15 protein-coding genes are annotated in these 12,123 nt (G+C 70.2%); 10 read left to right on the top strand and 5 right to left on the bottom strand.

The window, feature by feature from the left end; all coding sequences use genetic code 11:
- Positions 1-120: 120 nt before the first annotated feature.
- Together AC0NZN_RS07680 and purU are read left to right on the top strand one after the other, a co-directional pair.
- The gene (locus AC0NZN_RS07680; protein ID WP_474591695.1) at positions 121-543 is read left to right on the top strand and encodes a MerR family transcriptional regulator; all 423 of its coding nucleotides are present in this window, start codon (positions 121-123) and stop codon (positions 541-543) included.
- 80 nt (positions 544-623) lie between these two features.
- Positions 624-1,499 carry a formyltetrahydrofolate deformylase gene (gene purU / locus AC0NZN_RS07675; RefSeq protein WP_474591694.1) on the top strand — a complete coding sequence of 292 codons (876 nt, stop codon included), beginning with the start codon at positions 624-626 and terminating at the stop codon, positions 1,497-1,499.
- On the opposite strand, the gene AC0NZN_RS07670 is transcribed toward purU, so the two are convergent.
- Together AC0NZN_RS07670 and AC0NZN_RS07665 are read right to left on the bottom strand one after the other, a co-directional pair.
- A complete protein-coding gene (locus tag AC0NZN_RS07670) occupies positions 1,496-2,566 on the bottom strand; it encodes a serine hydrolase (protein WP_474591693.1) in 1,071 nt (356 codons plus the stop codon). The genes purU and AC0NZN_RS07670 overlap by 4 nt on opposite strands.
- Before the next feature lie 84 nt (positions 2,567-2,650).
- Positions 2,651-4,621 (bottom strand): M13 family metallopeptidase, encoded by a 1,971-nt coding sequence (locus AC0NZN_RS07665; protein WP_474591692.1) that lies wholly within the window; start codon positions 4,619-4,621, stop codon positions 2,651-2,653.
- A 73-nt stretch (positions 4,622-4,694) separates the two neighbouring features.
- Between AC0NZN_RS07665 and AC0NZN_RS07660 the strand changes: the two genes are divergently transcribed.
- Genes AC0NZN_RS07660 through AC0NZN_RS07650 form a run of 3 tightly spaced genes read left to right on the top strand, consistent with a single transcriptional unit; the run spans position 4,695 to position 7,033 of the window.
- Positions 4,695-5,258, top strand: coding sequence for an isochorismatase family protein (locus tag AC0NZN_RS07660; protein ID WP_474591691.1), 564 nt, complete (start codon positions 4,695-4,697; stop codon positions 5,256-5,258).
- Between the two features lie 28 nt (positions 5,259-5,286).
- Positions 5,287-6,606: an MATE family efflux transporter gene (locus tag AC0NZN_RS07655; protein WP_474591690.1), complete on the top strand. Its 1,320-nt coding sequence runs from the start codon at positions 5,287-5,289 to the stop codon at positions 6,604-6,606.
- A gap of 49 nt (positions 6,607-6,655) precedes the next feature.
- Positions 6,656-7,033 (top strand): AMIN-like domain-containing (lipo)protein, encoded by a 378-nt coding sequence (locus AC0NZN_RS07650; protein ID WP_474591689.1) that lies wholly within the window; start codon positions 6,656-6,658, stop codon positions 7,031-7,033.
- A 30-nt stretch (positions 7,034-7,063) separates the two neighbouring features.
- On the opposite strand, the gene AC0NZN_RS07645 is transcribed toward AC0NZN_RS07650, so the two are convergent.
- Entirely contained in the window at positions 7,064-7,777 is a 714-nt protein-coding gene (locus AC0NZN_RS07645) for a TrmH family RNA methyltransferase (RefSeq protein ID WP_474591688.1), read from the bottom strand.
- 167 nt (positions 7,778-7,944) lie between these two features.
- On the opposite strand from AC0NZN_RS07645, the gene AC0NZN_RS07640 reads away from it, so the two are divergent.
- The 5 genes from AC0NZN_RS07640 (at position 7,945) to AC0NZN_RS07620 (ending at position 10,843) form a co-directional block, all read left to right on the top strand.
- Entirely contained in the window at positions 7,945-9,183 is a 1,239-nt protein-coding gene (locus AC0NZN_RS07640; protein WP_474591687.1) for an Nramp family divalent metal transporter, read from the top strand.
- Between the two features lie 16 nt (positions 9,184-9,199).
- The gene (locus AC0NZN_RS07635) at positions 9,200-9,835 is read left to right on the top strand and encodes a metal-dependent transcriptional regulator (RefSeq protein WP_474591686.1); all 636 of its coding nucleotides are present in this window, start codon (positions 9,200-9,202) and stop codon (positions 9,833-9,835) included.
- A gap of 53 nt (positions 9,836-9,888) precedes the next feature.
- Positions 9,889-10,293, top strand: coding sequence for a VOC family protein (locus tag AC0NZN_RS07630; RefSeq protein WP_474591685.1), 405 nt, complete (start codon positions 9,889-9,891; stop codon positions 10,291-10,293).
- A 24-nt stretch (positions 10,294-10,317) separates the two neighbouring features.
- Positions 10,318-10,512: a hypothetical protein gene (locus AC0NZN_RS07625; protein WP_474591684.1), complete on the top strand. Its 195-nt coding sequence runs from the start codon at positions 10,318-10,320 to the stop codon at positions 10,510-10,512.
- A gap of 133 nt (positions 10,513-10,645) precedes the next feature.
- Positions 10,646-10,843, top strand: a complete 198-nt coding sequence (locus AC0NZN_RS07620; RefSeq protein ID WP_474591683.1) for a hypothetical protein — start codon at positions 10,646-10,648, stop codon at positions 10,841-10,843.
- 45 nt (positions 10,844-10,888) lie between these two features.
- Here AC0NZN_RS07620 and AC0NZN_RS07615 read toward each other — a convergent pair whose 3' ends face one another.
- Positions 10,889-11,059 carry a hypothetical protein gene (locus AC0NZN_RS07615; protein WP_474591682.1) on the bottom strand — a complete coding sequence of 57 codons (171 nt, stop codon included), beginning with the start codon at positions 11,057-11,059 and terminating at the stop codon, positions 10,889-10,891.
- Between the two features lie 54 nt (positions 11,060-11,113).
- A complete protein-coding gene (locus tag AC0NZN_RS07610; RefSeq protein ID WP_474591681.1) occupies positions 11,114-12,103 on the bottom strand; it encodes an SDR family NAD(P)-dependent oxidoreductase in 990 nt (329 codons plus the stop codon).
- Positions 12,104-12,123: the final 20 nt, after the last annotated feature.

The raw sequence follows: 12,123 nt of genomic DNA, 5'->3' as shown, positions 1-12,123 counted from the left end.
CTGTGCGAGCGCTTCGGTGCGAGCGCGTCGGCGCGAGGCCAGGACGGCGGCGAGGGCCGTCGCGAGCGCTGCCAGCAGCACGGCGGCAGACGACACCGCCGGGTTCATGCTCGGCCCGGCGTGCTCGGAGAGCAGTCCACCGATCCACGAACCGCCCGCGATGCCGATGTTGAAGAGGACGATGATCGCGGCGCTGGCCAGCGCGCGCAGCGCAGCGCAGCGGATCAGGAGCTCATCTCACCGACGCGGACGACCAACGGCTGTCGGGCGTACGGCGAGGACGATGTCGACCGGGCGCGCCGTGTCCGCGGGCTCATCCAATCGGGCCTCTCGACGCGAATGGCGAAGGTCGTGCTCGAGATCGAGCGGCAGTGCGCGCTCCAGACGCCTGCCGTCTGCACGGCGGACCTGCGCCAGGAGCTCGTCACGGAGCTCGCCGTGCTCGAGGAGCGCGTGGCCTGCCTCACCCGCTCGCGTGATGCGGTCGCGCTGTTCCTCGAGCGCACGGAATCCCCGGAGCCTTCAGCGCTGACACCGTCCTGACCGCGAGCTCGCAGAGCTGTGCCCGCGCTGCGCCGCCGCCCCCAAGTGGGGATGCCGACGGCGTGGGGCAGAATCGATGCATGGCTGCGCCCACCCTCCGCCCCGACCACGCCTGCCTGATCGTGCACGGGAAGGATCAGCCGGGCATCGTCGCCGCCGTGTCGGCGCTCATCACCCGCAACCGGGGCAACATCGTCGCATTCGACCAGTACTCGGACGACCCGACGGGCGGCGCTTACTTCCAGCGCGTCGTGTTCCACCGGCCCGATCTCGCCGCCGCGCTGCCCGACATCGAATCGGACCTCGAGAGCACGCTCGGCAACGGGTTCGACCTGCAGTGGTCGCTCACCGACCAGTCGACGCCGAAGAGGATGGCGATCCTCGCGTCGAAGCAGGACCACTGCCTGCTCGACCTCCTGTGGCGCCACCGCCGCGGCGACCTGCCGGTCTCGATCCCGATGGTGATCTCGAACCACACGACGGCGGCGGAGGACGTGCGGTCGTTCGGCGTGCCGTTCTTCCACGTGCCGTCGACACCCGGACCCGACAAGAGCGCGTCGGAGGCCCGCATCCTGGATCTTCTCGCCGGCAACGTCGACTTCGTCGTGCTCGCGCGCTACATGCAGATCCTGTCCCCGGAGTTCCTCGAGCGGGTCGGCGTTCCGGTCATCAACATCCATCACTCGTTCCTGCCCGCGTTCATCGGGGCCGAGCCGTATCGCAAGGCGAAGGAGCGCGGTGTGAAGCTCATCGGCGCGACGTCGCACTATGTGACGAGCGACCTCGACGAGGGTCCGATCATCGAGCAGGACACGGTCCGCGTCACGCACGCCGACTCGGCGTCCGAGCTGGCGCGGCGCGGCGCGGACGTCGAGCGCCAAGTCCTCTCACGTGCGGTGCTGTGGCACGCCGAGGACCGGGTCATCCGGCACGGCAACCACACCATCGTGTTCTAGTACACGTACTCCATCAGCTCAACGCCGAGCGCGCGGAAGACGCCGTGCGCGCGGAGCCGGTGCATGATCGACAGGTCGTCGAAGCAGACGATGAGGGCGTACGAGACGCCGGCACGCGGTCCGGCGAGCACGCCCGCCTCGACGCGCACACCGTCATCGCGGCCGGTCTTGTTGATGAAGAGCAGGCCGTGGTCGTCGTTCTCGTGGGCGAACGGGTCGAGCCCGGTGGCGGATGCGACGAGCGACAGGTCATGGTTGAGGCTCAGCCACTCGGCGACCTGAGCGCTGACGCCCGCAGAGATCGCCTCGGAGTTCACGAGGGCCGCGAACATCGAGGCCAGATCCTCGGCCGAGCCGAGCGCGAAGTGCGGGGCGTCATCGGGTCCGCGATGGTCGCGGAACCGGTCGAGCAGCGCCGATCGCAGCAGTCCCATCGACTCGATGCGGGCACGCACGGCCGGCAGTCCGACCCGGTCGATCAGCGCATTCGTCGCGACGGCGTCGCCCGTCGCGGCGGCGAGCACGGCGAGATCGACGAGCGGAAGGGCCGGCGCCTTCAGGTGCTGCCACACGCCGCCGGTCTCCACCGGCTCGAGCGTCGTCCTGTCGATGATCTCGTAGGGACGCAGCGACCCCCGCTCGAACTCCGTTGCCACCTCGATCAGCAGCGGGACGACACCGAGCCCGGCGATGGGCAGCGTCGTGGTGTCGTCCCCGGCGAGGATGACGGTGCCACGGTCGAGGTCCACGATCCGCACCGCGACCTTGGCCCCGGCTGCGGCGAGCTCGTCGAGCGCGGCGATCGTCGCGGGGAACGGCGTCGCCGTGGCCCGTCGCGAGGGCTTGGCCGTGCGGCGTACGGGCGCCGCCGGCGGCGGTGCCGACGCTGCACGACGAGCGCCGGCCTCGCCTCGGGATGACGTCGACGGCCGCTGCGGGGCAGGCGCCGAGCGAGACCGCCTCGACGTCGGCGGCGCGGGGCGCTCGTCGGGTACGGCTGCGGATCCCGTCGGGGGAACGGGCTGGGGTTCATTGCGGGAGCGACGTGACGCTCGGGTTTCGGACATGGGTCCTGAGGGGGGTGGGGGTGGGTGGGGAGTGGATGCCGGCTCCGACGCGGAGTCCGTCACGGCCGGCGGGTCATGCGGCGATCACCAGATGGTGACGCGCTCCTCCGGGGGGAGCCACAGCGCGTCGGACTCGGTGACGCCGAATGCATCGTAGAACGCATCGATGTTGCGGACGATCTGGTTGCAGCGGAACTCGTTCGGGGAGTGCGGATCGATCGTCAGCAGGCGGATGGTCTCGGCGTCACGGCCCTTCTGCTGCCAGATCTGACCCCAGCTGAGCAGGAGGCGCTGGATGCCGGTGAAACCTTCGACCTCGTCGGCGGTCGATCCGCCGTCGCGCTCGAGCGCGATGGCATACGCCTTCAGCGCGATGCCGAGGCCTCCGAGGTCGCCGATGTTCTCGCCGATGGTCAGCGCGCCGTTCACGTGGTGATCGGGGAGGCCGCGGGGCGAGAGGGCGTCGTACTGGCCGATGAGCGCCTTCGTGCGCTCCTCGAAGGCGGTGCGGTCGTCGTCGGTCCACCAGTCGCGCAGCGATCCGTCTCCGTCGTAGCGGCTGCCCTGGTCATCGAAGCCGTGGCCGATCTCGTGCCCGATGACCGCTCCGATGCCGCCGTAGTTGGCAGCGGCGTCGCGTTCCGCGTCGAAGAACGGATACTGCAGGATCGCGGCGGGGAAGACGATCTCGTTCATGAGCGGGTTGTAGTAGGCGTTGACCGTCTGCGGCGTCATGAACCACTCGTCGCGGTCGATCGGCTGGCCGATCTTGGCGAGCTGGCGGTCGTGCTCGTGCACGTGCGCGCGGCGCATGTTGCCGACGAGATCGGATGCGTCGATCTCGAGGGTCGAGTAGTCCTTCCACTTCACCGGGTAGCCGATCTTCGGTGTGAAGGCGTCCAGCTTGGCGAGCGCGCGCTTGCGCGTCTCGGCCCCCATCCATTCGAGATCGACGATCGAGCGGCGGTAGGCCTCCACGAGGTCCGCGACGAGCTGGTCCATCGCCTCCTTCGCGGTCGGCGGGAAGTGCCGCTCGACGTACACGCGGCCGACAGCCTCGCCCAGAGCGGCCTCGACGACGCTGACGCCGCGCTTCCAGCGCTCGCGGTTGACGGGGACGCCGGTGAGCTGCGTGCCGTAGAACGAGAAGTTCTCGTCGACGAAGTCGTCGGACAGGAACGCCGCCGCCCCGTGCACGATCTTGAAGCGCAGCCACGCCTTCCAGTCCTCGAGGCGCTCCGCGGTGAGGAATCCGCCGAGGCCCTCGATGAAGCTCGGCTGGTAGACGACCACCTCGGCGAACGCCTCGGGGCGACCGGGGGCGATGCCGTCGAGCCAGGGCTGCAGGTCGACGCCGGCAAGGCCGACGACCTCGTCCCACGTGCGGAGGTTGTACGTCTCGACCGCGTCGCGGCTGCGCACGTTGTCCCAGTGCTGGGCGGCGAGGTCGGTCTCGATCGCGAAGACGCGTTCGGCCTGCGCCTCGGCATCCTCGATTCCGGCCAGAGCGAGGATGCGCTCGATGTGTCCGCGGTACGCGGTGCGGGTATCGGCGAAGTTGTCGAGACGGTAGTAGCTCTCGTCCGGCAGGGTGATGCCTGCCTGCACGAGGAAGGGGACGTACCGCGTCGGGTCCCCCGGGTCGGGCTCGACGTACAGGTCGATGAGGCCGCCGACGCCGTCGCGTTCGAACTCGCCGACGGTGCGCAGGAACGTCTCGACCGAGTCGATCGCGTCGACGCGCTCGAGCTGGGGAACGAGCGAGGATGCGCCGAGCTCGGCGATCCGCTCGGTGTCCATGAAGCTCGCGTAGAGGTCGCCGATCTTGCGGGCCTCGGTGCCGGGCTCGGCATCCTGCGACTCGTCGATGATCGCGCGGACGTCCTTCTCGGCCTGCTCCGCGATGAGGTGGAAGGAGCCCCATCGCGCCTTGTCGTCGGGGATGTCGGTGGTCTCGATCCACGTGCCATTCACGTGCCGGAAGAGGTCGTCCTGCGGGCGGATCTCGGCGCTCAGCCCATCGAGGGCGAGACCGGAACGGGGGGAGACGGTCATGCTTCCAACACTATTGCTCGACGCCGATGTCCGGGGCACGGCGTAGCGTCGCACGGGACGGATGGAGGACAGGATGTCGACTCTCGAGAACCGTGATCAGACGGCGCTGCTCGTGGTGGATGTGCAGAACGACGTGGTGGGCTCGGCCTATGACCGCGACGGGGTCGTCGGGCGGATCGCCGTGCTCGTGGAGCGGGCTCGTGCGGCCGATGTGCCGGTCGTCTGGGTGCAGCACAACGACGAGGCGATGGAGATCGGATCGACCGAGTGGGCTCTCGTTCCGGAACTGAGCCCGGCCGAGGGCGAGGCGCGCATCGACAAGCAGCACGGCGACTCGTTCGAGGGCACCGACCTGGAGGAGGTGCTCGCGCGGCTCCGCGTCGACCGCCTCGTGGTCGCGGGTGCCGAGACGGATGCCTGCATCCGCTCGACCATCCACGGCGCCTTCGTCCGCGGCTACGACACGACGCTGGTGTCGGATGCGCACACCGCCGGCGACAAGACCGCGTGGGGCGCCCCGCCCGTCGACCAGGTGATCGCTCATACGAACCTCTATTGGAGATTCCAGTCGGCGCCCGGCAAGACGGCGGCCGTCGTCCCAGCCGACGAGCTCTTCGTCGAGGTCGACGCGAGTTGATGCTCTGACACGGCTCTACGCTCGGAGGATGCCCGCCCGCGCGACCTTGAACCGCGACATCCTGCGCCTCGCTGTGCCGGCGCTCGGGTCGCTCGTCGCCGAGCCGCTGTTCCTCATCGCCGACGCGGCGATGGTCGGCCATCTCGGCTCGGCGCCGCTCGCCGCACTCGCGATCGGCTCCGCGGTGCTGCAGACGATCGTCGGCCTCATGGTCTTCCTGGCGTATGCGACGACGCCGGCGGTCGCCCGCCGCTTCGGTGCGGGCGACTTCTCCACGGCCGTGTCGGCAGGAATCGACGGGATGTGGCTCGCCCTGGGCATCGGTGCCGTGCTGGCCCTCGCCGGATTCGTCTCGACGCCCCTGATCGTGCAGCTGTTCGGCGCGTCGCCGCAGGTCTCGGAGCTCGCGCGCTCGTATCTCGGCATCTCCGTGTGGGGCCTGCCCGCGATGCTCATCGTGTTCGCCGCGACCGGCCTGCTGCGCGGCATGCAGAACACCGTCACGCCGCTGTGGATCGCGGCCGCCGGATTCGGCGCCAACATCCTGCTGAACGCGTTCTTCATCTACGGGGTGCACTGGGGCGTCGCCGGGTCGGCGGCGGGCACCGTCGTCGCGCAGTGGGCGATGGTCGGCGCCTACGTGTGGATCGTGGGCCGCCTTGCGCGGCGGCACTCGGCACCCGTGCTGCCACGCGCGGACGGGGTGCGGGGTTCCGCGCGCGCGGGCGGCTGGCTCTTCCTGCGCACCCTGTCGCTGCGCGTCGCGCTGCTGTCGACCGTCGCGGTCGCCTCCGGGCTGGGGACGAAGGAGCTGGCCGGGTGGCAGATCGTCTTCACGATCTTCTCCACCGCGGCATTCGCGCTGGACGCCCTGGCGATCGCCGCGCAGGCCCTCATCGGCAAGGCGCTCGGCGCGGGCGACGTCCACGAGGTGCGGCACGTCCTCGCGCGGACCCTCGCGTGGGGCGCCTGGTTCGGGGTCGTCGTCGGCGCCGTGATCGGCGGCCTCTCGGGAGTGCTCGGGTTCCTGTTCACGGGGAATGCGTCCGCATCCGCCCTGATCCAGCCGGCGCTTCTCGTGCTGGCGGTCGCGCAGCCGGTCTGCTCGATCGTCTTCGTGCTCGACGGTGTGCTCATCGGCGCCGGCGACGGCCGCTACCTCGCCCTCGCCGGGCTCATCAACCTGGCGATCTATGCGCCGGCGCTCGTGCTGGTCGCCGTCCTCGGCTCCGGCGCGACCGGCCTCGCGTGGCTGTCGGTGGCGTTCTTCGGGGTGTACATGCTCGCGCGCCTGGGCACGCTCGGCTTCCGCGTGCGCGGCGCGGCGTGGACCGCGATCCCGGTCTGACCGGCGCTCGAACAGGGCTCAGCGCCTGTCGAGCCTCTACGGGCTGGCGTTGCGGACGGGCGGACACGCACCGTGCTTCGAGCGCGTGGTGGTGGAGTTCGGCGGCACGGGGCCGATCCCGGGATATCGAGTGCAGTATGTCAACGACCCGGTGACGGACTCCCCGCGCGGGGAGCCGGTGACGATCAGGGGCGACGCCACGCTTGTGCTCTCGATGGGGTCGTGGATGCCCACGGCGGACGGCAGCGGATACGACGGGCCCACGGACATCCGGCCCGACAACGTCACGGCCATCCTCGAACTGCGCCGAATCGAGAACTTCGAGGGGATGAGCGCCTGGGCGATCGGGCTCGACCGCACGCGGGACTTCACCGTCTCGACGCTTGAGAACCCTCCGCGAATCGTCGTCGACATCGCCCTTCGGTGAGTATCCGGCGAGCCCGACACCCCCGCCGGGCTAGGCCCAGCGGCGGCACCACTCGTACATGACCACCGCGGCCGCCGCGCTCGCGTTGATGGATCGCGTGGAGCCGTACTGGGTGATCTCGACATGACCGGCCGCGGCGGCCAGCGCCTCTGCGGACAGCCCCGGCCCCTCCTGCCCGAACAGCAGAACGCATCGCTCCGGGAGATCGGCCCGCTCGACGGGGACCGCCCCCGCGACGTTGTCGACCGCGATAATCGGGATGCCGGCATCCCTCGCCCACACCGCGAACGCCGCGACATCCTCGTGATGACGCACATGCTGGTAGCGGTCGGTGACCATCGCGCCGCGCTTGTTCCATCGGCGCTTGCCGATGATGTGCACTTCGGCGGCGAGAAAGGCGTTGGCGCTGCGCACGATCGAGCCGATGTTCATGTCGTGCTGCCAGTTCTCGATCGCGACATGGAACCCATGCCGGTGCGCGTCGAGGTCGGCGACGATGGCCTCCATCGTCCAGTAGCGGTAGCCGTCCACGACGTTCCGCCGGTCGCCGTGCGCGAGCAGCTCAGGATCGTAGCGCGGGTCGTCCGGCCAGTCCTCGGGGCCGCCGGGCCACGGACCGACGCCGTGCTCAGCCCCGTCATCCGCAGACGCCGGTTCCGCCGAGATCTGCGCACCCACGGAGACCTCCAGGTCATGGGATCCGCTGTCTTGCAGATCTCCGCCGTCGCGCCGGTCATCCATCATCGGGCCAGGCTATCCAGCCTCTCCCGCGAGCCCGCATCCGATTCCCGAACCCGCACTCGATTCCCGCGAAATGGATGCGGGCTCGGGAAATGAATGCGGGCTCGCGGCACAAGGCCCGGGCGTGCAGGGCGCTTTCGGGTGACCGAAAACCAGCGTACGATTTCGGCATGCCGAAAACGGCCCCCGAGACCCGCAGCGCTGCGCCGCGACCCGCGACGACGCGCCGCACGGCGTGGCTGCTCGGGCCGGCGCTCGTCGCCGGAGTCGCGTACATCGACCCCGGCAACGTCGCCAGCAACATGACGGCCGGCGCGCGATACGGCTATCTGCTGGTGTGGGTGGTCATCCTCGCGAACCTCATCGCCTGGCTCGTCCAGTACCTCTCCGCGAAGCTCGGGCTCATCACGGGCGAGAGCCTTCCGCAGGCGCTGGGGCGGCGCATCCGCAATCCGTGGGGGCGACGGGCGTACTGGCTGCAGGCGGAGCTCGTCGCGATGGCGACGGACATCGCGGAGGTGATCGGCGGCGCCGTCGCCCTCAATCTGCTGTTCCACATCCCGCTCCTCGCGGGCGGCGTGATCACCGGGGTCGTCTCGATGGCGCTGCTGCTCGTGCAGTCACGCCGCGGCCCCCGCACGTTCGAGTTCGTGGTCATCGGGCTGGTCGCGATCATCGGCTTCGGTTTCGCGTTCGGCGTGTTCGTCGCACCGCCCGACGCCGCGAGCGTCGTGCAGGGGCTCGTGCCGCGGTTCGAGGGTCCCGACTCGGTGCTGCTCGCGGCATCCATCCTCGGCGCGACGATCATGCCGCACGCGATCTACGCCCACTCGGCGCTCGCGCGCGATCGCTTCGCCGGCACCACGGTGACCCCGGAGCGCCTCCTGCGCGCGACCCGATGGGATGTCACGATCGCCCTGACCATCGCCGGAACGGTCAACCTCTGCATCCTGCTGCTCGCGGCCGCGAACCTCGCCGGCGTACCGGGAACCGAGACGCTCGAGGGCGCGTATGCGGCGCTGCGCGACGGCGTCGCACCGGCGGTGGCGACGATCTTCGCGATCGGGCTGCTCGCGAGCGGGCTCGCCAGCACGTCGGTCGGCGCCTACGCGGGCGCGGAGATCATGCACGGCCTGCTGCACGTCCGCGTGCCGCTCCTCGCACGGCGCATCGTGACCCTCATCCCGGCGCTCGTCATTCTCGGGATCGGCGTCGACCCGACGCTCGCCCTCGTCCTCAGCCAGGTCGTGCTCTCGTTCGGCATCCCGTTCGCCCTCATCCCGCTGGTCGTGCTCACCTCACGGCTCGGACAGTTCCGCAACACGCTCACGACGTCGATGCTGGGGGTCGCGGCATCCGTCTTCCTCATCGTGCTCAACGGGGTGCTCCTCTCGCTGACGTTCCGGTGACGGGTAGCCTGAAAACGTGCCCTCGCCCGCGGTCGACGACTACCTGAAGACCATCTACCACCACACCGAGTGGCAGAGCGAGGCCATCACCCCGTCGCAGCTGGCCGCGGAGCTGGGCCTCGCGCCGTCGAGCGTGACCGAGATGGTGCAGAAGCTCGCGACGCAGGGGCTCGTGACCCACCGCCCGTACGGGCCCATCGCGCTGAGTGAGACCGGCGAGCGCCGGGCCGCCGAGATCGTCCGCCGCCACCGGCTGGTCGAGACGTGGCTCGTGCGCGAGTTCGGCTACACGTGGGACGAGGTGCACGACGAAGCCGAGGTGCTCGAGCACGTGCTCAGCGATCGGCTGCTCGAGGGCATCGACGAGCGGCTCGGACGGCCGCGGTTCGATCCGCACGGCGACGCGATCCCGGATGCCGAGGGCCACGTGCACCGCGAAGACTTCGTGCTGCTCGGCAAGGCGGGCGAGGGCCACGAGGGCAGGGTCCTGCGGGTGAGCGACCGGGACCCTGAGCTGCTGCGGGAGTTCCATCGCGCGGGGCTCGTCGTCGGCCGCACAGTCCGTGTCCTCGGCGAGGGGCGTTACGCGCTCGAGGGCGTCGAGGCCGAGATCCCCTCGTCCGCGTCCGACGCCGTGTGGCTGACGGCGTGAGCTGCGCCCGGGGATCCTCTACTCCCGCTGCACGCCACCCCTAGACTCGCCGGATGGCTCTCCTCGACCATCTCGGAATCACCGTGGACGACGTGCCGTCGGCGATCGCGCAGTGGGATCCGGTGCTCACGGTCCTCGGCTACACGCGACGCGATGCCGACGTGGGTGTCTCCTGGGACAACGGCACGGAGACGGAGCTGATCCTCTTCCCCGCCCGCGAGCCCGGCACCGGGCCGCACGTGCACGGGCGCGTCGGCTGGCAGCACCTCGCGTTCGACATCGCCTCGCCGGAGGGGGTCGACCGGCTCCATCGCATCGCGCTCGACGCGGGCTGGACGGCGGTCCGCGACCCGAAGCTCTATCCGCGCTTCAACGATCGCTACTACGCGTCCTTCGTCGAGGACGACAACGGCATCCGCATCGAGTTCGCCTACAACCCGCCCCGCGACGCCGGCTGAGCCCTGCAACGGTAGTTTTGACCCGTGACTACTTGCGCCGTCAGAGGATGCGATGCCGAGGCCGAAGCGAAGTTCCGCTGGCCGACAACAGTGGGATACGTGCTGTTCGACGTCTGCGGCCCGCACAAGGCCTGGCTCGACGCGCATCCCGACGAGGTCACCTCGGCGTGGACCCTCGACGGCACCGGACGAGAGCTCGTCATCACCGAAGCCGCCTGAGCGACGATAGGATCCCGGTGTGAAGATCGGGATGGTGCCGGACGCGACGCGCGGCACGACACGGAGAGGCGACCCGTCCGGCCCGTGATCCGCCCGTCCTCCTTCGCCCGATGCAGGGAGAGGAGGTGGATGCATGGACGATCAGCTTCTCGCTGCCGGTGACCTGGTCACCGCCACGGTGATGAAGACCCTGCCGTTCGGCGTCCTCGTGGAGAGCGCCGGCGTGCCAGGGCTCGTGCGCGGAGCGCAGGACGCACCGGGCGCGGAACTCCGTCTGCGCGTGCTCGAATACGACTCCGCGCAGCAGCGGTTCTCGGCTGAGCTCGTGTGACAGACGGCGGTGTGGATGCGGGGGCGCCCCGCATCCACACCGTCATCAGGCCGGATGCTCGCTGTGGTCCTCGACGTCGGGGTCTGCCCTCAGGACGTCGGCGATCTCCTCTTCGGGACGCGGGGCGACGTTCTCGTCCTCCTCGAGCTCCGGAACCGTGGGCTCATCGGGCGCGGGGACGTGATCAAGACCGTGGGCGACGTGCTCGCTCGACATGCGTGCTCCTCTCGGAGGGATACCCACACGGTACTGCGTGGACGCGTCCGACGATCAGCCCTGGGCGATGCGGCGGGCGCGCTCGAACGGCCAGCGCACGCGGGTGGCCTGCTCGCAGTAGTCCCAGAGCCGGGCGCCGAGCTCGGGGCTGCGGGTGAGCTTGGTGGCCTTGCCCTGCTTCGGCTCGCCCTTGACGATGGATGCCGGTCCCCAGAACTCGCCGCTCTGGATGTCGGGGTCGATCAGGGCCCGGACGAGCGGCCACGCCCCATGCTCCTTGGACTGCGCGATCCAGCCCTGCAGGTTGTCGGCGAACCTGCCGCCGAGCGACGGCTCGTTCACACCGCGGATGCCGGGTGTCCGCCCGCTCAGCGCATACCCGGGGTGTGCGATGACGCTGCGAACGGGGAGCCCCGCGAGTCGAAGCCGGCGGTCGGCCTCGAGGCCGAGGACGGTCGTCGCGACCTTCGACTGCACGTAGGCGCGCCACGGCGAGTAGCCGCTCTCGAGGTCGAGGTCGACGGGGTCGTAGGGCGAGATCATCGTGGACATGCTGCCGACCCACACCATGCGGCCTCTTGTCGCGGACAGCGCGGTGAGAGTCTCGCCGCACAGCGCGTAGTGACCCAGGGCGTTCGTCGCGAAGACGACCTCGTGGCCGTCGACGGTCACCTCGCGGCGCTTCGGCGGATGCACCGTGCCCGCGTTCAGCAGCAGTCCGTCGATCCGTCCGCCTGTCCGGGCCGTCGCTGCCGCCGCCCGCACCGAGCCGAGGTTGCTGGTGTCGAGCAGCAGCGTCTCGACGGCTCCGAGCGCGTGGGTGCGCGGGGTGCTCGCATCCACTCGCACACGGCGCTCCACGGCCGCCCGGGCCGCGGCCAGACGATTGGGATTGCGGCCGGTCATGACGACGCGAGCGCCGGCGCGGACGAGCTGTTCGGAGGCGAAATAGCCGAGGCCCGCATTCGACCCCGTGACGAGGTAGCGGCGCCCCGTGAGGTCGGGCAGGCGAGCTGGGTCCCACTCGTCGTCGTGTCGGGTCACTCCTGACACGATAGCCCCGG

Source organism: Microbacterium sp. sgz311019 (assembly GCF_056135325.1).
The sequence above is the reverse complement of the archived record's forward strand: the minus strand, read 5'-3'. Positions and strand labels throughout refer to the sequence as shown.